17 protein-coding genes and 1 tRNA gene are annotated in these 22,985 nt (G+C 67.5%); 7 read left to right on the top strand and 11 right to left on the bottom strand.

The window, feature by feature from the left end; translation table 11 throughout:
• The first annotated feature begins 3 nt into the window (after nt 1-3).
• The 3 genes from eboE to FE633_RS21365 all read left to right on the top strand — a co-directional run bounded on the left by eboE (nt 4) and on the right by FE633_RS21365 (nt 3,786).
• On the top strand, nt 4-1,173 hold the full coding sequence (eboE, locus tag FE633_RS21375; protein ID WP_138046760.1) for a metabolite traffic protein EboE: 1,170 nt from the start codon (nt 4-6) through the stop codon (nt 1,171-1,173).
• Nucleotides 1,174-1,205: 32 nt separating this feature from the next.
• On the top strand, nt 1,206-2,615 hold the full coding sequence (locus FE633_RS21370; RefSeq protein WP_138046774.1) for an alkaline phosphatase family protein: 1,410 nt from the start codon (nt 1,206-1,208) through the stop codon (nt 2,613-2,615).
• A gap of 115 nt (nt 2,616-2,730) precedes the next feature.
• Nucleotides 2,731-3,786 (top strand): sugar phosphate isomerase/epimerase family protein, encoded by a 1,056-nt coding sequence (locus tag FE633_RS21365; RefSeq protein WP_138046759.1) that lies wholly within the window; start codon nt 2,731-2,733, stop codon nt 3,784-3,786.
• Nucleotides 3,787-3,873: 87 nt separating this feature from the next.
• Here the strand turns inward: FE633_RS21365 and FE633_RS21360 are convergent, their stop codons facing one another.
• The 4 genes from FE633_RS21360 to FE633_RS21345 form a co-directional block, all read right to left on the bottom strand.
• Entirely contained in the window at nt 3,874-5,262 is a 1,389-nt protein-coding gene (locus FE633_RS21360) for an OFA family MFS transporter (RefSeq protein WP_138046758.1), read from the bottom strand.
• 123 nt (nt 5,263-5,385) lie between these two features.
• Nucleotides 5,386-7,530 (bottom strand): acetate--CoA ligase family protein, encoded by a 2,145-nt coding sequence (locus FE633_RS21355; protein WP_138046757.1) that lies wholly within the window; start codon nt 7,528-7,530, stop codon nt 5,386-5,388.
• 3 nt (nt 7,531-7,533) lie between these two features.
• Nucleotides 7,534-8,790 carry a formyl-CoA transferase gene (frc, locus tag FE633_RS21350; RefSeq protein WP_138046756.1) on the bottom strand — a complete coding sequence of 419 codons (1,257 nt, stop codon included), beginning with the start codon at nt 8,788-8,790 and terminating at the stop codon, nt 7,534-7,536.
• Between the two features lie 10 nt (nt 8,791-8,800).
• Nucleotides 8,801-10,486: a thiamine pyrophosphate-binding protein gene (locus tag FE633_RS21345; RefSeq protein WP_138046755.1), complete on the bottom strand. Its 1,686-nt coding sequence runs from the start codon at nt 10,484-10,486 to the stop codon at nt 8,801-8,803.
• Between the two features lie 188 nt (nt 10,487-10,674).
• On the opposite strand from FE633_RS21345, the gene sucC reads away from it, so the two are divergent.
• Genes sucC through FE633_RS21330 form a run of 3 tightly spaced genes read left to right on the top strand, consistent with a single transcriptional unit; the run spans nt 10,675 to nt 14,300 of the window.
• The gene (gene sucC, locus FE633_RS21340) at nt 10,675-11,805 is read left to right on the top strand and encodes an ADP-forming succinate--CoA ligase subunit beta (protein ID WP_138046754.1); all 1,131 of its coding nucleotides are present in this window, start codon (nt 10,675-10,677) and stop codon (nt 11,803-11,805) included.
• 11 nt (nt 11,806-11,816) lie between these two features.
• On the top strand, nt 11,817-12,716 hold the full coding sequence (gene sucD / locus FE633_RS21335; protein ID WP_138046753.1) for a succinate--CoA ligase subunit alpha: 900 nt from the start codon (nt 11,817-11,819) through the stop codon (nt 12,714-12,716).
• Nucleotides 12,717-12,758: 42 nt separating this feature from the next.
• Complete coding sequence (locus tag FE633_RS21330) at nt 12,759-14,300, top strand: aldehyde dehydrogenase family protein (protein WP_138046752.1); 1,542 nt, start codon at nt 12,759-12,761, stop codon at nt 14,298-14,300.
• Nucleotides 14,301-14,331: 31 nt separating this feature from the next.
• On the opposite strand, the gene FE633_RS21325 is transcribed toward FE633_RS21330, so the two are convergent.
• Nucleotides 14,332-15,675, bottom strand: coding sequence for a DUF2254 domain-containing protein (locus tag FE633_RS21325; protein ID WP_138046751.1), 1,344 nt, complete (start codon nt 15,673-15,675; stop codon nt 14,332-14,334).
• A gap of 142 nt (nt 15,676-15,817) precedes the next feature.
• Between FE633_RS21325 and FE633_RS21320 the strand changes: the two genes are divergently transcribed.
• Nucleotides 15,818-15,902 (top strand) — tRNA-Leu (locus FE633_RS21320).
• 139 nt (nt 15,903-16,041) lie between these two features.
• Here the strand turns inward: FE633_RS21320 and FE633_RS21315 are convergent.
• The 6 genes from FE633_RS21315 to FE633_RS21290 all read right to left on the bottom strand — a co-directional run bounded on the left by FE633_RS21315 (nt 16,042) and on the right by FE633_RS21290 (nt 22,955).
• Nucleotides 16,042-17,274 (bottom strand): MalY/PatB family protein, encoded by a 1,233-nt coding sequence (locus FE633_RS21315; protein ID WP_138046750.1) that lies wholly within the window; start codon nt 17,272-17,274, stop codon nt 16,042-16,044.
• Nucleotides 17,275-17,369: 95 nt separating this feature from the next.
• Nucleotides 17,370-18,680: an ABC transporter substrate-binding protein gene (locus FE633_RS47840; protein WP_212747260.1), complete on the bottom strand. Its 1,311-nt coding sequence runs from the start codon at nt 18,678-18,680 to the stop codon at nt 17,370-17,372.
• A gap of 122 nt (nt 18,681-18,802) precedes the next feature.
• Entirely contained in the window at nt 18,803-19,687 is an 885-nt protein-coding gene (locus tag FE633_RS21305; RefSeq protein WP_138046749.1) for an ABC transporter ATP-binding protein, read from the bottom strand.
• Nucleotides 19,684-20,730 carry an ABC transporter ATP-binding protein gene (locus FE633_RS21300; protein ID WP_138046748.1) on the bottom strand — a complete coding sequence of 349 codons (1,047 nt, stop codon included), beginning with the start codon at nt 20,728-20,730 and terminating at the stop codon, nt 19,684-19,686. Before FE633_RS21300 ends, FE633_RS21305 begins: the two co-directional genes overlap by 4 nt.
• A complete protein-coding gene (locus FE633_RS21295; protein ID WP_138046747.1) occupies nt 20,720-21,700 on the bottom strand; it encodes a branched-chain amino acid ABC transporter permease in 981 nt (326 codons plus the stop codon). Before FE633_RS21295 ends, FE633_RS21300 begins: the two co-directional genes overlap by 11 nt.
• Nucleotides 21,701-21,704: 4 nt before the next feature.
• Nucleotides 21,705-22,955 carry a branched-chain amino acid ABC transporter permease gene (locus tag FE633_RS21290; protein ID WP_171060058.1) on the bottom strand — a complete coding sequence of 417 codons (1,251 nt, stop codon included), beginning with the start codon at nt 22,953-22,955 and terminating at the stop codon, nt 21,705-21,707.
• Nucleotides 22,956-22,985 lie beyond the last annotated feature (30 nt).

Raw genomic sequence — 22,985 nt, 5'->3', positions numbered from 1 at the left:
CCCATGCGCTTCCGCCACCCCGACGGTTCGACCGTCCACCTCGCCTACTGCACGAACGTCCACCCCGCCGAAACCCTCGACGGTGTCCTCGCCCAACTCCGCGAGCACTGCGAACCCGTACGCCGCCGCCTCGGCCGCGATCGCCTCGGCATCGGGCTGTGGCTGGCCAAGGACGCCGCCCACGCCCTCGTCACCGACCCGGCCGCCCTGCGCGGGCTGCGCACGGAACTCGATGCCCGAGGCCTCGAAGTCGTCACCCTCAACGGCTTCCCGTACGAAGGGTTCGGCGCCGAAGAGGTCAAGTACCGCGTGTACAAGCCGGACTGGGCCGACGCCGAACGACTCGACCACACCACCGCCCTGGCCCGTGTCCTGGCCGGACTCCTCCCCGACGACGTCACCGAAGGCTCCGTCTCCACACTGCCGCTCGCCTGGCGGACCGCCTATGACGACACCCGTGCCGCCGACGCCCACAAGGCCCTCGCCACCCTCGCCGAACGTCTCGACGCCCTGCAGGAGCTGACCGGCCGCTCCATCCGCATCGGCCTGGAGCCGGAGCCCGGCTGCATCGTCGAAACCACCACGGACGCCATCGCCCCGCTCACCGCGATCGGCCACGACCGCATCGGCGTCTGCGTCGACACCTGTCACCTCGCCACCTCCTTCGAAGATCCGCACACTGCCCTGGACGCGCTGACCGCCGCCCGCGTCCCCGTCGTCAAGTCCCAGCTCTCAGCCGCCCTGCACGCCGAACACCCGCACTTGCCGGAAGTCCGCGAGGCCCTCGCCGCCTTCGACGAACCCCGCTTCCTGCACCAGACCCGCACCGGGACCGCAGCAGGACTGCGAGGCACCGACGACCTCGGCGAAGCCCTCAAGGGTGACTCCCTCCCCGAGGCGTCCCCGTGGCGCGCCCACTTCCATGTCCCGCTGCACGCGGCCCCCGCCGCGCCCCTCACCTCCACGCTGCCCGTACTCAAGGACGCGCTGACCCGACTCGTGGGCGGCCCGCACCCGCTCACCCACCATCTGGAGGTCGAGACGTACACCTGGCAGGCACTCCCGCCCGAGCTCCGACCCCGCACCCGAGCTCAGCTCGCCGACGGCATCGCCGCGGAACTCACCCTCGCCCGCGACCTGTTGACGGATCTCGGCCTGAAGGAGCTGCCGTGAGGCGGACCGTGAACGAGACCGTGCGCCAGTCCATGGACCAGGCCGTGCACCAGGCCCCGGAACACAGCGGCCCCACCCCTCTCCTCGTCCTCGACGTCGTCGGCCTCACCCCCCGTCTCCTAGACCACATGCCCCACCTCAAAGCCCTCGGACAGACCGGCTCCCGGGCCCATCTCGGCACCGTCCTGCCCGCCGTCACCTGCGCCGCCCAGTCCACGTTCCTCACCGGCACCCACCCCGCCGAGCACGGCATCGTCGGCAACGGCTGGTACTTCCGCGAACTCGGCGACGTGCTGCTGTGGCGCCAGCACAACGGCCTTGTGTCCGGCGACAAGCTGTGGGACGCCGCCCGTCGCGCGCACCCCGGCTACACCGTCGCCAATATCTGCTGGTGGTACGCCATGGGCGCCGACACCGACATCACCATCACCCCCCGCCCGATCTACTACGCCGACGGCCGCAAGGAACCCGACTGCTACACCAGGCCCCCGGCCCTGCACGACGAACTCACCGAGAAATTCGGCACGTTCCCGCTGTTCCACTTCTGGGGTCCCGGCGCCGACCTCGTCTCCAGCCGCTGGATCATCGACGCGACCCGCCACATCCTGCGCACCCGCCACCCGGACCTGACCCTGTGCTACCTCCCTCATCTCGACTACGACCTGCAGCGCTTCGGCCCCGACGACCCGCGCTCCCTGAAAGCGGCCGCAGACCTGGACGCGGCCATGGCCCCCCTTCTCGACGACGCGCGAGCGGAAGGCCGTACCGTCGTCGCCCTGTCCGAGTACGGCATCACCCGCGCGGACCGTCCCATCGACATCAACCGCGCGCTGCGCCGCGCCGGTCTCCTCGAGGTGCACACACAGGACGGCATGGAGTACCTCGACCCGATGGCCTCACGTGCCTTCGCCGTCGCCGATCACCAGATCGCCCACGTCTACGTACGCCGCCCGGAAGACCTCGACGTCACCCGGGCAGCGCTCGCCGATCTGCCCGGCATCGAGCAACTCCTCGACGACGAGGGCAAGAAGACCCATCACCTCGACCATCCGCGCTCCGGCGAACTCGTCGCCGTCGCGGAGCCGGACGCCTGGTTCACGTACTACTACTGGCTCGACGACGCGCACGCGCCCGACTTCGCGCGGCTCGTCGAGATCCACCGCAAACCCGGCTACGACCCGGTCGAGCTCTTCATGGATCCGCTCGACCCGTACGTCAAGGTCAAGGCGGCGGGCGCACTGGCCCGCAAGAAGCTCGGCATGCGCTACCGCATGGCGGTCGTGCCCCTCGATCCGTCACCTATTCGCGGCAGCCACGGCCGCCTTCCCACGAGCGACGACGACGGTCCGCTCATCATCTGCTCCACCCCCCGCGCTGTCGGCGACCGCCTCGCGGCCACCGACGTGAAATCACTGCTGCTCCAACTCGCCGGTCTCGGCTGACCGCCACGACCGGCACGACTCGGCCTTCCGGCCGCAAGCGACCTGTCTCTTCCGACTGGTCACAAGTGAAGCACTCACCACTGACAACGCCCTCCGACACCGAGGAGTTCCAGGCATGAGCCGCTCCAGCCGCACCACAGTCACGGCCCCCACCAGCAAGAACGACGACCCAGAGCTCACCCGTCGCCTCAGCAGACGAGGCATGCTCGGCGTGGCCGCCGGCGCCACTGCCGCCGCCCTGCTCGGCACGGCGGCGGCCACCCCCGCCTCGGCCGCCGAAGCAGGCCGGGGCCGCCCCGTCCTGCCGCCCGGCCGACTCGGCATCCAGCTCTACAGCCTCCGCGACAAGGTCTCCACGCTCGGCTTCGCGCCCGTATTCGCCGAGCTGGAGAAGTACGGGTACGACGAGGTCGAGTTCGCCGGATACACCCAGGGCTCGGCGGGCCCCATCACGCTCGCCCAGCTCAAGCGACTGGCCCGCGACCACGGCCTGAACCCCATAGGCAGCCACGTCGGTTACTACTCCAGCGATCCGAACGCGTACACCTTCGCCCAGAACCTCACCAAGGTCCTCGACGACGCCCAGGCCCTCGGTCTCAAGCACATCGGTACCGCGTCGAGCCCGTTCCGCTACGGCTCGACCGTCGACGCGTGGAAGCGCGCCGCCGAGGAGTTCAACACCTACGGCGCGGCGGCCAAGGCGCGCGGCATCAAGTTCTACCAGCACAACCACTCCGAGGAGTTCTCCTTCGCCACCGACAAGCCGAACGTCCGCCTCTACGACGTGCTGTTGGCCGAGACCGACCCGAACCTCGTGTACCTGGAGATGGACATCTACTGGGCGTACGTGGGCCAGTTCCGCTTCTCCAAGCGGGCCGACGGCACAGCGGCGCCCTTCGAGCCCCTCGACTACGTACTGAAGCGGCCGGGCCGCTATCCGCTCTTCCATGTCAAGGACGGTGTGAGCGACCCGTCGGACCCCATGGGTTACCGCATGACCGACGTCGGCGACGGCGACATCGACTACCAGCGCTTCATCTCCGGTGTCACGCGCCTGCACGGCCACCGGCTCGCCCACCACTGGCAGGCCGAACACGACAACCCCACCGAGTCGTTCACCTTCGCACGCCGATCGAGCGAGCATCTGCACTCCCTGCGTGAGAAGTGCTGACGACCCGTACCGCACGCGAAGGGGCCTCCCCATCACCGTGGGGAGGCCCCTTCGCGTTCCGAAAGATCAGGGTGCCGCTGTTCTCGCTCAGGCCATCTCCTCACCGATCGGATGCGGGTTGGGGACGATGCGCCCGGCGCGCGGCCGCCCGGGCTGCCGCAGGAACAGCGCCAGCACCGCGGAGCCGAGACCGATCCCGCCGGCCAGCGCGAAGGCCCCTCCGTAGCCCCAGGCATGCACGACGACCGCTCCCACGCCGGAGCCGACCAGGCCCGATATCAGCTTCGAGCTGTAGACCATGCCGTAGTTCGAGGCGTTGTTGTTCTCACCGAAGTAGTCGGCGGTCATCGCCGCGAACAGCGGGAAGATCGCGCCGCCGCCGAACCCGGAGACCATCGAACAGAACAGGAAGAAGGGCATCGAGCCCATGTCCCCGGACACGAACACGCCGAACTGCGCCGTACCGAGGACGACACAGACGATGACCAGCGTGTTCCGACGGCCGTAGCGGTCCGAGATCCAGCCGATGACACCGCGTCCGGTTCCGTTCACGATGGCCTTGAGTGACATGGCGGTGGCCACGATGCCGCCCGCGAAGCCCATCTCCTTGCCGAACGGCACCTGCATGGCGATGCCGAAGATATTGATGCCGGCCGTGCACAGCAGGCAGAACCACATCATCCACAGCACGGGTGTCCTGGCCGCCTCACGCGGCGTGTACTGCCGCACGGCGGGCGGGTTCTTCTTCAGCGCCCGCTGGATCCGCGGGTCGTCGGACACCTTCAGCGGGTCGACGTTCGCGGGCCACCAGTTCTTCGGCGGGTCCTTGAAGAACCAGCCCGAGATCGCCACCGTCGCACAGCAGACCACGCCGACGAAGACCAGCACGCCCTCGTAGTTGGACAGGTCCATGTACGAGGTGAACAGGAACACGAAGGGCACGGAGCCGTAGGCGAATCCGCCGTTGACCATGCCGGTCTTGCCGCCCTTGCGTTCCGGATACCACTTGCCGACCATGTTCACGCAGGTCGCGTAGACGAGGCCGGCGCCGATGCCGCTGAACATGCCGAAGCCGATGTACGCGACGATCACATGCGGCGCGTACGCCAGTGCGAGATAGCCCATGATCGTGCCGAGCGCGCCGAGCATCATGGCGTACCGCGCGGGCAGCCTTCCGCTCTCGCGCAGTTGGCCGGCCGGGAAGGCTACGGCCGCCTGGAAGAACACCCAGACACCCATCAGCCAGAAGATGTGCCCACTGCTCCACAGATGGGCCTCGTGCAGTGTGTCCTCGGCCGACGTGAACGCGTACTCCGAGGAGCTGATACCCATCATGCCCAGCCAGGGGAAGAGCACCATGGTCCAGCGTGGCCGGCCCATGATGTCCCGGTCTGTCTCCCCGAGCCGGTACAGGCGGCCGTTGCGGTCCGTCACCTCCCTGTAGGGGACGGACGTCGTGAGGTCGGTGGTTGTCATGTCGCGAAGCACCCCTTGCGTCGAAAGTTCTGGCCAGCGCCCCCTGTCCAATGCCTTTCGTGTGCGCACGGGTCCGGGGCGGGCCGACGCGCACCGTCGGCCCGTCCCCCGCACTCGGTCACCTCATGAACCGCCCCCCAACAACCCCGCGGCCCGCGCCCACCTGTATTTCGCGCCCAGCACGGCCACCGGCTTCTCGGTCGTGTACGGGTACGCCACGACGCCCCGCTCGAAGAGGTACTGGCAGGCCTCCTCGACCTCGACATCGCCCGCGAGCGACGCCACCACGGGCTTCTCGATCCCGCGCTCGCGGAACTCGGCCACCACGCGCGCGGTGAGCTCGGCGAAGACCATGGGAGGGGTCACGATGGTGTGCCAGTAGCCGAGGACGAGCGAGTGGATCCGCGGGTCCTCAAGGCCGAGCCGGATCGTCGCCTCGTACGTCGACGGGGGCTCGCCGCCGGTGATGTCCACCGGGTTGCCGGCGGCTCCGAAGGGCGGGATGAACTTCCTGAAGGCCTCGTCCAGGTCCGGCGGAATCTCCATCAGGGAGAGGCCGTTGTCGGTCACCGCGTCAGACAGCAGCACGCCGCTGCCGCCGGCGCCCGTGATGATCACGACGTTGTCGCCCCGAGGGGTCGGAAGCACGGGCAACGCGCGCGCGTACTCCAGCATTTCGTTCAGCCCGGGTGCCCGGATGACACCGGCCTGCTTCAGGATGTCGTCGTACACGGCGTCGTCGCCCGCGAGCGCGCCGGTGTGCGAGCCCGCCGCCTTCGCTCCTGCCGCCGTACGGCCCGCCTTGAGGACCACGACCGGCTTCTTCGGAACCGTCGCCCGCGCCGCGTCCACGAAGGCGCGACCGTCCTTGAGGTCCTCCAAGTGCATGGCGATGCACTGGGTGTTGGGGTCCTCGCCGAACCAGGTCAGCAGGTCGTCCTCGTCCAGGTCGGACTTGTTGCCGAGCCCCACGATCGCCGAAACACCCGTCTTCGTAGTGCGCGCGAAACCCAGAATGGCCATCCCTATGCCACCGGACTGCGAGGTGAGCGCGACGCCGCCCTTGACGTCGTACGGCGTGCAGAACGTGGCGCACAGGTCCTGCCACGTCGAGTAGTAGCCGTAGATGTTCGGCCCGAGCAGCCGGACGCCGTGCCGTTCGGCGATCGCCACGATCTCGGCCTGCAACGCGTGCTCACCGGTCTCCGCGAAACCGGAGGGAATCAGTACGGCGTTGGGGATCCCCTTGCGTCCCACCTCCTCCAGGGCCGATGCCACGAACTTGGCGGGGATCGCGAAGACCGCCACATCCACCTCGCCGGGAACGTCGGTGACACTCTTGTACGCCTTGCGGCCCAGAATGTCATCGGCCTTGGGGTTCACCGGGTGGATCTCACCGGAGAAGCCGCCGTCGACGAGGTTGCGCATCACCGAATTGCCGATCTTGCCCTGCTCGTTGGAGGCACCGATCACGGCGACCGAGGAGGGCTGCATCAGACGGCGCATGGAGGTGAGGATCTCCTCGCGTGTGTAGGTGCGACGCGCCTTCGGGACCGAGTCCGCGAGGATCACGCGGATGTCCGCCGCGACCGCCCCCTCCGCGGTCGCGATCACCGGATTGAGGTCCACCTCGGCGATCTCCGGGAAGTCCGCGACGAGTTCCGAGACCCGGCGTATCTGCTCGGCGATCGCCCATCGGTCCACGGCCGGCCCGCCGCGCACCCCGTGCAGGATCTCGGCCGACCGGATCGAGTCCAGCATCGACAGGGCCTCGTCCGCGTCCACGGGCGCCAGCCGGAACGTGACGTCCTTCAGGACCTCCACCAGCACACCGCCGAGCCCGAAGGCGACGATCTTCCCGAACGTGGGATCGGTGACCGCTCCGACGATGACCTCCTGCCCCTGGGGGAGCAGTTCCTGCACCTGGACGCCCTCGATACGGGCCTCGGGCGCGTACGCGCGCGCGTTGTCGATGATTTTACGGAAGGCGGCCCTGACGTCGGTCGCGCCTTCCACGCCGACGATCACGCCGCCCGCGTCGGTCTTGTGCAGGATGTCCGGGGAGACGATCTTCATCACGACGGGTCCGCCGAACCGCGCCGCGTACGCGACCGCCTCGTCGACGTCCGTCGCCAGCTCCTCGCCGGGCACGGCGATCGCGTACGCGTCGGCGATCACCTTGCCCTCGGGCGCGGTCAGCGCGGTCCGACCCTCGGCCCGTACGGCGTCGAGCAGCGTACGCACCCTCAGCACCCGGTCTTCGGCCATCAATCAGATCACTCCGTTCGACTTGAGCAGGCGCAGCTCCTCGTCGCCGAGACCGAGCTCGCCGACGTACACCTCTTCGTTGTGCTCGCCGAGCAGCGGCGAACTGGCCACGTCCACGGGGGAGTCGGAGAGCTTCAGCGGGCTGCCCACGGTCACGAACTCGCCGCGTTCCGGGTGCGGCACCGTGACGACCATCTTGTTGGCGACCAGCGACTCGTCCTCGACGATCTCCTTGGTGGAGAGGATCGGGCCGCAGGGGATGTTGTGGGCGTTCAGCCTCTCCAGGACCTCCCACTTGGGGAGCGTGGCGGACCATTCCTCGATGAGCTGGAACATCTTGTTGAGCTTGGGCAGGCGTGCCTCGGGCGTCGCCCACTCAGGGTCGTCCGCGAGCTCCGGACGTCCGATGAGCTCGGTGATCGGCTGCCAGCCGACGGGCTGCACGATGACGTACACGTAGTCGTTGGGCCCGCCCGGCGCGCACTTGACCGCCCAGCCGGGCTGACCGCCGCCGGACGCGTTTCCCGAGCGGGGAACCTCGTCGCCGAAGTCGTCGTTGGGATATTCAGCGAGCGGGCCGTGTGCCAGGCGCTGCTGATCGCGCAGCTTCACCCGGCAGAGGTTGAGCACAGCGTGCTGCATGGCCACGTTGACCCGCTGACCGCGCCCGGTGTTCTCCCGCTGAAGCAGCGCCGCGAGAATCCCCGCCACGGCGTGGATGCCCGTGCCCGAGTCCCCGATCTGGGCCCCCGTCGCCAGCGGTGGCCCGTCCTCGAAACCGGTCGTCGACATCGATCCGCCCATGGCCTGAGCGACGACCTCGTACGCCTTGAAGTTGGTGTATGGACCGTCCCCGAACCCCTTGATGGAGGCATAGACGATTCGCGGATTGATCTCCTGGATGCGGTCCCAGGTGAAGCCCATGCGGTCGACCGCGCCGGGGCCGAAGTTCTCGACCATGACGTCGGAGCGCCGGATCAGCTCGGTGAGGATCTCCTTGCCGCGCTCGGTCTTGGTGTTGAGCGTGATGCTCCGCTTGTTGCAGTTGAGCATCGTGAAGTAGAGGGAGTCGACGTCCGGGAGGTCACGCAGCTGCTTGCGCGTGATGTCACCGGTCGGCGCCTCCAGCTTGACGACGTCCGCCCCGAGCCAGGCCAGCAACTGGGTTGCGGAGGGGCCCGACTGGACGTGCGTCATGTCGAGGACGCGGATGCCGTCGAGAGCCTTGGCGCCGGCGGCGCGGATCGGCGTTTCCGTCATGAAGGCCACCTCACTTGTACATCGTCTGGTTCATGGTTCCGGGGGCGTACGCGTCCGGGTCGACCCAGACGTTGATCAGCGAGGGCTTGCCCGACTCGCGGGCGCGCCTGAGGGCGGGGCCGATGCCGGCGGGGTCGCGGACCTCCTCGCCGTAACCGCCGAGCATCTGGGCGAACTTGTCGTACTGGACGTCGCCGAGGGTGTTGCCGACGCGCTCGCGGTCCTCGCCGTACTTGGCCTTCTGGCCGTAACGGATCTGGTTCATCGAGGAGTTGTTGCCGACGATGCCGACGAAGGGGAGGTTGTAGCGGACGAGCGTCTCGAAGTCCCAGCCGGTGAGCGAGAAGGCACCGTCTCCGAAGAGGGCCACCACTTCCTTGTCCGGCCTGGCCTGCTTGGCCGCGAGCACGAACGGGACGCCGACGCCGAGTGTGCCGAGCGGGCCCGGGTCCATCCAGTGCCCGGGTGACTTGGGCTGCACGACCTGACCGGAGAAGGTGACGATGTCGCCGCCGTCGCCGATGTAGATCGAGTCTTCGGTCAGGAAGTCGTTGATCTCGCTGACCAGCCGGTACGGGTGGATGGGCGAGGCGTCCGACCGGAGGCTCGGCAGCCGCTTCTCGATCGCCGTCTGCTCGGCCGCGCGCAACTCGTCGAGCCACTCCTTGCGCTTCGACGCGCCCCCGTTCAGACGTCCCGAGGCGGCCTCGGTCACCGACTTCAGGATGAGTCCCGCGTCACCGACGATCCCGAGGTCGATGTCCCGGTTCTTGCCGACGGTCCGGTAGTCGAGGTCGATCTGCACCACGGTCGCGTCCGCCGACAGCCGCTTTCCGTAGCCCATACGGAAGTCGAACGGCGTGCCCACGATGACGATCACATCCGCGTTCGAGAACGCGTACCGGCGCGAGAGCTGGAAGTGGTGCGGATCCCCGGGCGGCAGGGTGCCCCGTCCGGCGCCGTTCATGTAGGCGGGGATGTTGAGGGTGCGTACGAGCTCGATGGCGGCCTCGGTGCCACGGGTCGTCCAGACCTGGCTGCCCAGCAGGATCGCGGGCCGCTCGGCGTGCACGAGGAGGTCGGCGAGCTTCTCGACGGCCTCGGGGTCACCGGCCGAGCGGGTCGAGGCCCGGTACTGGCCGGCGGCGGGGACCCGGGCCTTCTCGACCGGCACCTTGGCGTCGAGCACATCGCGCGGGATCTCCAGGAACGACGGCCCGGGCGCCCCGTGGTAGCACTCCCTGAACGCCATCGACACCATGTCGGCGGCGCGCGCCGTGTCCGGCACGGTCGCCGCGAACTTCGTGATCGGCGTCATCATGTCGACGTGCGGCAGGTCCTGCAGGGACCCCATCTTGTGCTGGGTGTGCGCCCCCTGACCGCCGATCAGCAGCATCGGGGACTCCGCGCGGAAGGCGTTGGCGACGCCCGTCACGGCATCGGTCGTGCCGGGACCCGCGGTGACGACCGCGCAGCCGGGTTTGCCGGTGATGCGCGCGTAGCCGTCGGCGGCGTGCGCGGCGACCTGTTCGTGGCGTACGTCGACGACCTCTATGCCTTCGTCGACGCAGCCGTCGTAGATATCGATGATGTGGCCGCCGCACAGGGTGTAGATGACCTCCACACCCTCCGCTTTGAGTGCCTTGGCGACCAGGTGCCCACCGGAGATGAGGTTCTGGCTGGTGTCGTCGGGCATGGCGAAGTCCTGTCCCTTCGTAGGGGATCGGGCGCACTTCCGTGCAGTTCAGAGGGGATGCGCGCGCTGCTCGTGGATGCTGTCGCGGTAGATTGCATACAGTCGACGAATACTGTATGAAGCTTGTTATCCCGCATCCGATGGGTGGTGTCCAGGGGGCGTGCGGCACTTTTAAGTCAGGAGCCGAGATGGACCTGTTCGAGCACCAGGCAAGGGAACTCTTCGACAAACACGGCATCTTGGTGCCGCGGGCCGAGGTCACCGACTCGCCCAAGGAGGCCCGCGAGATCGCCCGCAGGCTGGGCGGCCGCGTCGTCGTCAAGGCACAGGTGAAGACCGGTGGACGCGGCAAGGCGGGCGGCGTGAAACTCGCCGCCGACCCCGCCTCCGCCGAACTGACGGCACGCCAGATCCTCGGCATGGACATCAAGGGCCACACCGTCGGCAAAGTGATGCTCGCCCAACCAGTCGACATCGAGAGCGAGTTCTACGTCGGTTACGTACTCGACCGCGCCGCCGGCCGCTTCCTCGCGATCGCCTCCGCCGAGGGCGGCATGGACATCGAGGACGTCGCCGCCACCAGGCCGGAGGCGGTCGCCCGCATCCCCGTCGACCCTGCCGAGGGCGTCACCTCCGCGAAAGCGACCGAGATCGCCGACGCGGCCGCACTGCCGCCGCGGACCGTCGACGTCCTGGTACGGCTCTGGGAGGTGCTGATCCGCGAGGACGCCGTACTCGTCGAGGTCAACCCCCTCGTCCGTACCACCCGAGGGCAGATCCTGGCCCTCGACGGCAAGGTCACGCTCGACGACAACGCCCGCTTCCGACAGGCCCGTTGGGGCGAGCAGGAGTCGGCGCACGACGACCCGCTGGAGGCGGCGGCCGCCGCGAAGGGCCTCAACTACGTGAAGCTGGAGGGCGAGGTCGGCATCATCGGCAACGGCGCGGGCCTCGTCATGTCGACCCTCGACGTCGTCGCCGGCTGCGGCGCGCGCCCCGCCAACTTCCTCGACATCGGCGGCGGCGCCTCCGCCCAGGTCATGGCCGACGGCCTCTCGGTCATCCTCTCCGACCCGGCCGTCAAGTCCGTCTTCGTGAACGTCTTCGGCGGCATCACCGCCTGCGACGCGGTCGCCGACGGCATCGTGCAGGCCCTGGACTCCGTCCAGTTGACCAAGCCGCTGGTCGTACGCCTCGACGGCAACAACGCCGTACGCGGCCGCGCGATCCTCGACGACCGCGCACACCCCCTGGTCCAGCAGTCCACCACCATGGACGGCGCCGCGCGCCGGGCCGCCGACCTCGCCAACACAGCCTGAGGAGACCAGACATGGGCATCTACCTCACCAAGGAGAGCAAGGTCCTCGTCCAGGGAATGACCGGCGCCGAGGGCATGAAGCACACCCGGCGCATGCTCGCGGCCGGCACCGACGTCGTCGGCGGCGTCAATCCGCGCAAGGCAGGCCGGACCGTCGACTTCGACGAGCGGACCATTCCCGTCTACGGCTCCGTACGCGGCGGCATCGAAGCGACCGGAGCCGACGTCACCGTCGTCTTCGTCCCACCCGCCTTCGCCAAGGCGGCCGTCGTCGAGGCCGCCGACGCGGGCATCGAACTCGCCGTCGTCATCACGGAGGGCATCCCCGTCCACGACTCGGTCGCCTTCCGCGCCCACGCCGCCGCGAAAGGCACCCGGATCATCGGCCCCAACTGTCCGGGCCTCATCACCCCCGGCCAGTCCAACGCGGGCATCATCCCCGCCGACATCGCCAAGCCGGGACGCATCGGCCTCGTGTCCAAGTCCGGCACGCTCACCTACCAACTCATGTACGAACTCCGCGACATCGGCTTCTCGACCTGCGTGGGCATCGGCGGCGACCCCGTCGTCGGCACCACGCACATCGACTGCCTGGCCGCCTTCCAGGACGACCCCGACACCGAACTCATCGTCCTCATCGGGGAGATCGGCGGCGACGCGGAAGAACGCGCGGCCGAGTACATCCGCGAGCACGTCACCAAGCCCGTCGTCGGCTACATCGCCGGATTCACCGCGCCCGAGGGCAAGACGATGGGCCACGCCGGCGCCATCGTGTCCGGCTCGTCCGGCACCGCACAGGCCAAGAAGGAGGCCCTGGAAGCGGCGGGCGTACGCGTGGGCGGCACCCCGACGGACACGGCGAAACTCGTCCTCGCCCTTCTCGATACGGGGCGTGACGCCACTCATCGTTGACCTTCCCCGCCCCCGACTGTGCACCGAGAGCGGAGACACCCCATGGCACCCACCCTCACCCTCAAGTCCCACACCTCCTGGACCGACGCCTGGCAGCGCTGCCTCGCCGTCGCCCCCGAGGCCTTCCAGGACGATCGCGTCCTCAACCTCTGGAACGCCGCCTGGCAGGCCGACGGCCGGCCCCTGCCCGCCACCAGCCCGGTCGACGGCAGCCCGATCGCCGGCCCGCCCCGCCTGAACGGCACCACCGCCCACCAGGCCGTACGCGCCTCACTCGACCAGCACCGCGCCTGGCGCCACGTACCCCTGGACGAACGCCGCGCCCGCGTCGCCGCGACCCTCGACGCCCTCACCCAGCACCGTGAACTGCTCGCCCTCCTCCTCGTCTGGGAGATCGGCAAGCCCTGGCGGCTCGCGCAGGCCGACGTCGACCGGGCCATCGACGGCGTGCGCTGGTACGTCGACGGAATCGAGCCCATGGTCGAGGGCCGGGCCCCGCTGGACGGCCCGGTGTCCAACATCGCGAGCTGGAACTACCCGATGAGCGTGCTCGTTCACGCACTGCTGGTACAGGCACTGGCAGGCAACGCGGTCATCGCCAAGACCCCGACCGACGGCGGCGTCGCGTGCCTGACGCTGGCCTGCGCGCTCGCCGCACGCGAAGGGATTCCCGTCACCCTCGTCAGCGGCAGCGGGGGCGAGCTGTCCAAGGCCCTCGTCCGCGCGCCCGAGATCGGCTGTGTCTCCTTCGTCGGCGGCCGCGACACCGGCGCCGCCGTCGCCACGGCCGTCGCCGACCTGGGCAAGCGACACGTACTCGAACAGGAGGGACTCAACACCTGGGGCATCTGGAACCACACGGACTGGGACACGCTCACGGCGGTCGTCCCGAAGCTCTTCGACTACGGCAAGCAGCGCTGCACGGCGTACCCGCGCTTCGTCGTCCAGCGTGAGCTGTTCGACGAGTTCCTGGCGGCCTACCTCCCGGCGGTCCGCACGATCCGCGTCGGCCACCCGCTCGCGGTCGAACATCCCGACGACCCGTATCCGGAGCTGGACTTCGGCCCGCTGATCAACGCGGCCAAGGCGAAAGAACTCAACGACCAGGTCGCCGAGGCGATCGACCGCGGCGCCGTCCCGCTGCATCGCGGCAAGCTCACCGACGCGCGCTTCCTGCCCGGCCAGGACACCGCGGCGTACGTTCAGCCCGTCACGCTCCTCAACCCGCCCCCGTCCTCCCCGCTGCACCACGCGGAACCCTTCGGCCCGGTCGACACGATCGTCCTGGTCGACACGGAGGCCGAGCTGCTCGCGGCCATGAACGCGTCGAACGGCGCGCTGGTCGCCACCCTGTCCACGGACGACCACGCGACCTACGACCGCCTCGCCCCCCAGATCCGCGCCTTCAAGGTGGGCCACGGCAAGCCCCGCTCCCGCGGCGACCGCGACGAACTCTTCGGCGGCTTCGGCGCGTCCTGGCGCGGGGCGTTCGTCGGCGGCGAACTCCTGCTGAAGGCGGTCACACAGGGGCCGGCGGGGGAGCGGCTGCCGGGGAACTTCCCGGAGCACCACCTCATGCCGTGACCGATGTCGTGCCGGAGGAGGCGGATCGCGTCTACCCGATGCCCTGCCGGTCCGGGTGGAGGGCGAAGGCCCGGTCCGCCGCCTCCGGCACGGCCCGTTCCACCGCCTCGGTCAGCAGCGCGCGATGCCGGATCAACGGCTCGCGACGGTCCTCGGGCACAGCCACGAGGAGATCCTCGAGCCCGGCCACCAGACGGCGGGTGACCTGAGGACTGTGCACCGCGTACACCCGGACCTCGGCGAAGCCGAGGTCGACCAGCTCGGTCCAGCCCGGTACGGGTTGCACCAGCCGTACCGTGCCCCGCCCGTCCCGGTACAGGGAGGCGCCGAGCGGGCGCTGCGCCACCGCGGACAGGAACTGCACGATGCGGTCCACGGCCTGCACCGCCGTGGTGGGGTCGTTCACGGCGGGCGACAGCGCGCGCAGCGCGATGTCCGACAACTGCCTCAGTCCGAACCCGAGATCCTGGTGGAACGTGCGCTCGGCACCCACCGACACCTGGGAGTACAGCGTTCGCAGCCCCTTCTTCAGGGGACCGCCATGCCCGCCGTGCACCGCGAACACCGGCGTCCCCGGCGTGACGAAGTCCCCGGTCCGCGGGATGAGCCGCAGCACGACGCCCTGCTGCCGCGCCATACGGACGAGTCGTGCGATGTTGACGTCCCGCAGTACCCCCGCGCGCCCGTGATGGGCGAGGCGGGCGGTCTCCGGGCCGAGGGCGACGGGCTCATCCGCGGCCATGTCGAGCGGCATGCCCGCGACGACCCGCAACGACTCCGCGGTGATCCGGTCGATGACGTGCACGACCCGCATCAGCCGCAGCATCGAGTTCACGTACATCACGAACAGGACCACGCTCAGCCCCACCATGATCACCGTGAGGACGGACTGGACAAGCGGGGTGGAGGACACCAGCGCGGGGTCGGGCTCACTGTCGTACGAGGTGAGGACGAGCAGGGACAGGACGAAGGTGGCCAGAAAGACCGCGAAGGTGGCCTTGGTGATGCGACTTCGTACGAAGATCCGTACGACGCGTGGGCTGAACTGACCGGCGGCCATCTGCACGGCAACGAGCGAGATGCTGAAGACGACACCGATGAAGGTCATCATCGCCGCGCTGACCGTGGTGACCACGGTCTTCGCGTCCTCGGCGATCCTGAGCAGATCACGGACGGCGTCCTCGTCGCCCGCGTCGCGCAGCGCGGTGAGGATCGCGTCGTCGGCCGCCGAGGCCGCCGCCCACACCGCCACGACCAGGACCAGGGCGACGGTCGGAGCGAACCAGAATGTGTCCCGCAGGTGCTCCCGCAGCGGCGACAACGCCCGGGGCCGCCGCCCCGGCGGCAAGCCGGCCGTAGTCTTCCAGTCACCCATGGTGAGACTGTATGCGTACCTTCCGTGCACCCCCGGCAACCCCCGCCGGGGCGGGGATATGCAGGTGAATGCCACCCCGAAAGCTTGGTATTGTTGTCCATGTCGCCGCGGGGAACACCCCCGTCCAGGCGGCAGACACCTAGTCCGGGTGGCGGAATGGCAGACGCGCTAGCTTGAGGTGCTAGTGCCCTTTATCGGGCGTGGGGGTTCAAGTCCCCCCTCGGACACAACCACTGACGATACGCAGACGAGGGCCTCGACCTTACGGTCGCGGTCCTCGTTGCGTGGTCATGGCTGATGCTGATGCCGAGGGCTTCGTAGAGTGGGCCTTTTTCGCCCTGTGTCACCACCGAATGTCGAGGAGCGCTATCGCGATAGCGCACGATCGATGCGTTCGAGTGCCTCAGTGAGCACCCTCCGGGGGCAGCCGACGTTGAGTCGGACGTACCCCTCTCCTCCGGGGCCGTAGACCCGGCCGTCGTAGAGATTGACAGCCGCACGGTCGACAAGGAACTGGTGCAGCCCGCCCACACGAGCGTCAAGCTCACGAGCCTCCAGCCAGACCAGGAACGATGCGTCCGGCGACATGGGCGTGATCTCGGGCAGCCGCTCTTGGATGAACTCGTGCACGAAGGCCACGTTGCCCTTGAGGTAGTCGGTCAGCCGGTCGAGCCACGGACCACCCGTAGTGTAGGCAGTCTCTAAGGCGAGACGACCGAAGTAGTGCGCGTTGATCATGAACGATGCCCGCATGGCGTTCAGCAGTTCCGAGCGCAGGGATGGATCGGCAACCGAGAGTGTGGCCGATGGCAGGCCGGCAAGGTTGAAGGTCTTCGTGGGGGCAGTGCAGATGAATGCTCGGCTGGCGGCGTCGCTGCTGATCGAGGCGTAGACCACGTGGGGCCGACCGTTCAGTCGGATGTCGCAGTGGATCTCGTCGGAAATCACCAGAAGGTCGTAGCGCGCACAGATGTCGTTCACGGCGAGCAACTCGTCGGCCGTCCAGCTCCGGCCCGACGGATTGTGGGGGTTGCAGAGCAAGAGCACCTTCGCGCCGGATGCGGCCAGCTCGGCCAGGTTGTCGAGGTCGAACTCGTAGCGGTTGTCGATGAGCCGTAGCCGGTTCACGAGCAGCCGCCGGTGGTTACCGGTAATGGCCTCGAAGTTCGGCGAGTAGACCGGTGATTGGACGATCACCCCATCTCCAGGGGCCGTGAAGGTGCGCAAGATCGCTGCGACCGAGGACATGATCGCAGGGGCCGGGAGGAGCGTTTCCACCGGTGGTGTCCAGCAGTGCCTGACGGTGAACCAGTTCTGCACGATCCGGAAGTGTTCCGGGTCTCGCAGGGTGTAGCCGTAGATACCGTGGTCCGCAGCGGCGCGCAGGCGGTCGATGACGGTCGTCGGTGCCCGGAAGTCCATGTCGGCCGTCCATAGCGACAGCAGATCCTCGCCCCGGACACGCGGTGAAAATTCGTCCCATTGGTTGGCCCATTTGGCTGACCCGAAAGTGGCGCGGTCGTACACCGTGTCAAAGTCGGGGTCGGCCCCGTACTCTGCGGTGGCCGTAGGCATGGCTTTTGTTGGTCTGGTGGTCATGCGAAACCCTTCTCCACTCCACAGGCGATACGGCGGTCCCGGTGGTCGTGGCTGCGGGGCGGATCCGGAGCCACGACCACCGGCCAGGTACGGGCTCAGCCGTTCTGGCCGATACCGGCTTTGATGAGTTCCGGGACGATCTTCTTGGCCTCGTCGAACGAGATCAGCACGATGGCGTCCGGGTGCTGGGCCTTCGCCTTCTCCACCTCGGCCGTGTAGTTGGCCGCGTTCGCGTCGTAGAGGACATAGGACACGACTTTGCCGCCGGACTCCTCGTAGAAGGAGCGGACGTTCTTCGCCAATGCCTCCCCGTAGGCGTCCTGTCGGGCGAGGATTGCGATGTTGCTGTGACCGTCCTCGCTGATGGTCTGGGCCATCACCTGCCCCTGCAGGACGTCGGAGGGGGCCGTGCGGAAGTACATGCCGTGGTCGGGGTAGGTGTCGAATGCGGTCGACGTGTTTCCGGCCGATATCTGGACGACGCCAGCCCCGGTGATCTTGTCGATGACCGACAGTGACACCGACGAGGAAGCGGCGCCGAGGATGACGTCGGCACCACCGCGGAGCAGTTTGTCCGTCTCGGATGGCGCGATGTTCGGCGACCCGTCACCGGAGTCGCCCTTCAACTGCTTCACATCCTTGCCCAGCACGCCCCCGGCCTTGTTGATTTCATCAATGGCCAGGTCCACGCCGGCGAACTGCGGGGCGCCGAGGAAGGAGCTGTCCCCGGTGGCAGGGAGCAGGGTGCCAAACGTAAGGGTGCCGTCCCCCTTGGGGATGGGGCCGCTGACCTTCTGGTCGGCTCGGATGTTGGCTTGGTCCGGAGTGGTGCCGTTGACGTAGCGGACATTCTTGTAGTTGTTGTCCTGCCCGAATTGGTAGATGCCGACGGTCGCCGCGGACGGGCTTCCTGTCGAGTTCATCTCGATCGGGCCAGAGGCGCCGTCGTAGTCGATGTCCTTTCCGTCGGCGAGCAGGTCGGCGCACTGCTTGAAGCTGGTGCATTTTGTCCCGTCCCTGGTGATGCCGATCTCCTTCTCGGCGATCGCCTTGCCGGAGTCGTTCTTGGCGGCGACCGCAGCCAGGGCAGAGAGGATCGTGGCGTCGTAGGCCTCCGGAGCGTAGGTGAAGTCCTTCACCCTGCTGTTGATCTTGAGGATCCTCTGCCGGAACTCGTCGCCGATCTTGCCGCCGGGCAGGGTGGCGCGCACACCCTTGAGAGTGCCCGGCTCGAAATCACCGGAATAGTCGGCGGTGTTGCCGTCTACGAAGTAGAGCTGGGTACCCGCCTTGGCCGGCGGCTCGCTGCCGGCTTGGGTGGGGCTGTCGTTGGAGCCGCAAGCGGCGGTTGCCAGCGCGGCGGAGGCCGAAACGGCGATACCGATGATGCGTCGCGGGAGCGACATGGGACCTCCAGGTGTGGGTGATGACTGTTGCGCTATCGGTGTGGTGCACGACCGTGCCGTGGCGGGTGTCAGGAGTGGACGCGATGGGAGGATTCGACCGGCACATATGTGTGGTCGTGGTCCTAGTTCCGCTTGCCGGCAGGTGTGCTGTCTGCCTGGGCGGCCTTGGCCAAGGTGCCGAGATACAGCTCGATCACCCTGGGGTCACGGGCCAGCGACTGTCCGGACCCGGTGTAGGCGTTGCGTCCTTGGTCGAGGACGTACCCGCGGTCGCAGATCTGCAGGCAGCGGCGTGCGTTCTGCTCGACCATGACGACGGATACGCCGGTGCGGTTGATGGCTCGGGTCTGGACGAACACCTCGTCCTGCATCACCGGGGACAGGCCCGCTGAGGGTTCGTCGAGCAACAACACGGAGGGTTCCATCATCAGAGCCCGGCCCATGGCTACCATCTGCCGCTCACCGCCTGACAATTGTCCGGCCCGCTGCTTGCGGCGCCTGCCCAGCGCAGGGAACAGATCGGTCACGAACGCAAACCGGGGGGCGAACTTCTTGGGGGACTGATAGCACCCCATCTGCAGGTTTTCCTCGATGGTGAGCGAGGGGAAAATGTTGTTGGTTTGCGGTACGAAGCCGATCCCTTGGGATACCAGTGCGTCGGCGCGCTGGTTCGTGACCTCCTCGCCCCGCAGACGAACCGTCCCGGTGGTGACCTTGACCAGCCCGAAGAGTGCTTTGAGCAGTGTCGACTTGCCGGCGCCGTTGGGTCCGATGATGCCGACCAACTCGCCGGGTTGGCAGTACAGATCAGCGCCATTCAAGATGTTGACTCCGGGGAGGTACCCGGCGATCAGATTGTCGGCGCGAAGGGTTGCTCCCTCCGCCGCCTGCAGATGCCTTGTCCGGGCTGCCTCGTCGATCTTTGGGGCGTTGGGATCGGCTTCAGCCACGATCTCGCCCTGATCGGTGACCTGGACGTCCGATGGGCCGTGATGGGCAGACGTCATCTCGGGACCTCCCGGTCGACCCTCTGCTCGGCGTGGTCGTGCGCGTTCTCGACCTGGATTACGCGTTCGAGCTCGCTGATGTCGGTGTCGTGGTGAGCTCCGAGGTAGGCGTCGATGACGCGTTCGTCGGACATGATGGATGTGGGGGGTCCCTCGGCGATTACCTTGCCCTGGGCCATGACGACCACCCAGTCGGAGATCTCTCGCACCATGTCCATGTCGTGTTCGACGAACAGGACGCTCATTCCCTGATCCCGCAGCGACTTCACGTGCCCGAGCAGGGACTGCTTCAGCGCCGGGTTGACGCCGGCCATGGGTTCGTCGAGCATGACCAGCTTCGGTTCGACCATGAGCGCTCGCGCCATCTCGAGCAGCTTTCTCTGGCCGCCTGACAGGGACCCGGCGAAGTCTTCCTCCTTGGCGTCGAGCTTGAACCGCTTGAGCAGGTCTCGGGCCCGGTCGGTGATGTCTCGTTCCTGCGCCCGCCACAGGGCGGGGAGTGCGGCGGCCCACAAGCGTTCGCCACGCTGACCAGTGGCGCCCATCCGCATGTTCTCCAGTACTGTCAGTTTCGAGAGCACTCTGGTCAGCTGGAAGGTCCGGACCATGCCGAGCCGCGCCACTTTGTAGGCTGCCTTGCCTCTGAGCGGTGTCCCGTCGAAGGACCAGGAACCGGCATCGGGTTGATCGAAGCCGGTGAGCAGGTTGAAGAACGTGGTCTTGCCTGCACCGTTGGGTCCGATCAAGGCGGTGATGACCCCGCGTTGGATTTCGAGATGTTCCACGTCGACCGCGGTGAGGCCTCCGAAGGTGCGGCGGATTCCGTTCACGACCACAACGGGGTCGGGTTTGGCAGCGCCAGGCTCATGCGGCACCAATTGCAAAGCGGTCCGGCACTCGCGCATCGACTTGTTCTCCCCGGCGCCGGGGTCGGGAACCCTTGGCTGGGACGTATCACCGGCAGCGGAGACGTCCTTGGGTGCGGTGCCCGAGGAGAGGTGGTCAGTGGGGAAGTTGTCAGTGGGAAAGTTGTCAGTGGGCATCGAGCGCGATCTCCCTTCGATCACCGAAGATGCCTTGCGGCCGGTAGATCATCAGCAGCATCAGCGCCAATCCGACCAACATCAGGCGGATGGTTGATGCTTGGTCGGCGTTCATGAACCGCGCCACGACCGGGTAGCCCGCCAACTGCGTCAAGACCGATCCGAGGAACGACAGGATCGCCCAGAACATCACCGCGCCGACGACCGGACCAAGGATCCGAGCGGCGCCACCGAGGATGAGCATGGTCAAGGCGATGAAGGTGAAGTCCAGGTTGAACGTGTCGGCCTGGACCGAAGCGGCCCCGAACGCGCCCACGAAGCCTCCGGCGCATCCGACCACTCCACCGAGGATGAGGGCCTGGATCTTGTAGCCGTAGGCGTTCTTGCCCAGAGACCGCATCGCATCCTCGTCTTCACGGATGCCCCGGAGAACTCTTCCCCACGGTGATCGCATCAGGGCCCAGGTGAGCAGACTGATCATGATGACCAGGCCCCAGCCGACCATGATTGTCCACAGCTCCTCCCGGCTGTAGGTCAGGAAGAAACCGTCGTAGTTCGGCAGCGGGTTGAGGCTTCGGAACCCGGCGGTAAAGCCGGTCACACCGTCCTTGCCGTGAAAGTACGTCCGGAACGACGTCCCGAACACAAGTCGTAGGATCTCTGCCGCCGCGATGGTGACGATCGCCAGGTAATCCGCCCGAAGACGCAGGGTAGGGATACCCAATATCAGCGCCAACGCCACGGTGAAGGCGATCGCGAGCAGGATCGCGAGGACGGTGGGAATCCCGCTTGTGGCGACCGCCGCGCCCATGATGTAACCGCCTACCGACAAGAAGGCGGCCTGACCGAAGTTGACCAGCCCGGCGTAGCCGAACTGAATGTTCAGACCGATCGCAGCCAAGCAGAACGAGACGGCCAGATAGCCGAAGCCGTCGTGCAGTGCCCCGGTGACGGCGCCGATGATGTCCATGTCCTCACCCGATCCTCTCGGCGCGGCCGAGCAGGCCTTGTGGTCGGACGAGCAGGACCAGCACCAGCAGAACCATCGCGCCTGCGAACTTGAGTTCAGATGGGATGACCAAGGTCGAGGTCTCCACGAACAGCCCGATGATGATCGAGCCGATCATCGCGCCCCAGACTGATCCCAGACCTCCGACGCAGGTAGCGGCGAAGACCAACAGCAGTACCTGCGCTCCCAGTTGGTAGGTCACCGATTGGGAGAATCCCAAGAACGCCCCGCTCAGTCCCGCCAGCGCGGTGCCCGCGATCCACACCGTGGTTATGACACGACCGACGTTGATCCCCGTCGCAGAGGCCAGGGCCGGATTGTCCGACACCGCGCGCGTGGCGCGACCGAGCCGGGTGTACTGCAGAGCAAGAGTGACCGCGACGAGCGCAAGCCCACTGATCGAGATGATGACAACATCTCGATTGGTATAGGTGAACAAGCCGAAGGCGTCTCGGCCGGCGGGCGTGACGTATTCGCGGTAGGTCAGGGCGCGGCCACCTGAGAAGTACTGGTAGACGTTCCGGAGAAGGAACTGCAGACCGATCGAGACGATCATCATGGCGATCAGTCCCGTTCCGCGGCGTCTGAGTGGACTCCACAAACCCTTTTCGTTCAGGAAGCCGAACAGTGCCGACAGCGCCACCGCCACCGCCACCGCGACCGCGATGGGCAGCCCTACGACCCGGTTGCCGAGATAGGTGGCGAATGCCCCGAAGGTCACCAGCTCGCCGTGGGAGAAGTTCGACAGTCCCGTCGTGCCGAACACCATGGACAGGCCAAGAGCCCCCAATGACAGCACCAGGCCGAACAGCAGGCCGTTGTAGAGCAGTTGGGGGACCTGGTCCCACACCGTCGACACTTGGCGCGTATCGGGACCGAGGGGGAAGTTGACGGTGATCGTGCTCAAGGTGCCCGTTGGCCGCAAGGTGTTCGACGCTCCGTCGCGGATCTGCACAGCATCGGGAAGCGTTTTGGTGTCCAAGATGACGGCCAGGGTGCCCGAGTCGCTGCCGGGCACAGTGATCGCGAACCGGCCTTGGTCGTTGCTGGCGCCCGTGTAGGTTTTCCCCGTACTGGTCTGGACATTGATCTTCACCCCGGCGACCGGTGCGTTGTTGTCGGCAGAGTTGCGCAACGTTCCCTGCACGGTCCGATCACCAGCCGCGTACGTCGGAGCGCCCACTGCCACGACGCCGAGCAGTGCGATCGAGAGCATGACCACTCCCAGCAGTAGTGACAGGCGAGC

Origin of the sequence: Streptomyces montanus (genome assembly GCF_005786655.1) — a bacterium.
In the GTDB taxonomy this organism is placed as follows: Bacteria; Actinomycetota; Actinomycetes; order Streptomycetales; family Streptomycetaceae; genus Streptomyces; species Streptomyces sporangiiformans.
Note: the sequence above shows the minus strand (reverse complement) of the source record. Positions and strands in the feature narration are given on the sequence as shown.

Coding starts and splice junctions, on each gene's coding strand:
- frc (WP_138046756.1), bottom strand. CDS start 8,790: ATGACGGAAACGCCGATCCGCGCCGCCGGCGCCAAGGCTCTCGACGGC.
- FE633_RS21305 (WP_138046749.1), bottom strand. CDS start 19,687: ATGACGTCTGCCCATCACGGCCCATCGGACGTCCAGGTCACCGATCAG.
- FE633_RS21295 (WP_138046747.1), bottom strand. CDS start 21,700: ATGGACATCATCGGCGCCGTCACCGGGGCACTGCACGACGGCTTCGGC.
- sucC (WP_138046754.1), top strand. CDS start 10,675: ATGGACCTGTTCGAGCACCAGGCAAGGGAACTCTTCGACAAACACGGC.
- FE633_RS21325 (WP_138046751.1), bottom strand. CDS start 15,675: ATGGGTGACTGGAAGACTACGGCCGGCTTGCCGCCGGGGCGGCGGCCC.
- FE633_RS21360 (WP_138046758.1), bottom strand. CDS start 5,262: ATGACAACCACCGACCTCACGACGTCCGTCCCCTACAGGGAGGTGACG.
- FE633_RS21345 (WP_138046755.1), bottom strand. CDS start 10,486: ATGCCCGACGACACCAGCCAGAACCTCATCTCCGGTGGGCACCTGGTC.
- FE633_RS21300 (WP_138046748.1), bottom strand. CDS start 20,730: ATGCCCACTGACAACTTTCCCACTGACAACTTCCCCACTGACCACCTC.
- FE633_RS21365 (WP_138046759.1), top strand. CDS start 2,731: ATGAGCCGCTCCAGCCGCACCACAGTCACGGCCCCCACCAGCAAGAAC.
- eboE (WP_138046760.1), top strand. CDS start 4: ATGCGCTTCCGCCACCCCGACGGTTCGACCGTCCACCTCGCCTACTGC.
- FE633_RS21290 (WP_171060058.1), bottom strand. CDS start 22,955: ATGCTCTCGATCGCACTGCTCGGCGTCGTGGCAGTGGGCGCTCCGACG.
- FE633_RS47840 (WP_212747260.1), bottom strand. CDS start 18,680: ATGTCGCTCCCGCGACGCATCATCGGTATCGCCGTTTCGGCCTCCGCC.
- FE633_RS21330 (WP_138046752.1), top strand. CDS start 12,759: ATGGCACCCACCCTCACCCTCAAGTCCCACACCTCCTGGACCGACGCC.
- FE633_RS21315 (WP_138046750.1), bottom strand. CDS start 17,274: ATGACCACCAGACCAACAAAAGCCATGCCTACGGCCACCGCAGAGTAC.
- FE633_RS21355 (WP_138046757.1), bottom strand. CDS start 7,530: ATGGCCGAAGACCGGGTGCTGAGGGTGCGTACGCTGCTCGACGCCGTA.
- sucD (WP_138046753.1), top strand. CDS start 11,817: ATGGGCATCTACCTCACCAAGGAGAGCAAGGTCCTCGTCCAGGGAATG.
- FE633_RS21370 (WP_138046774.1), top strand. CDS start 1,206: ATGGACCAGGCCGTGCACCAGGCCCCGGAACACAGCGGCCCCACCCCT.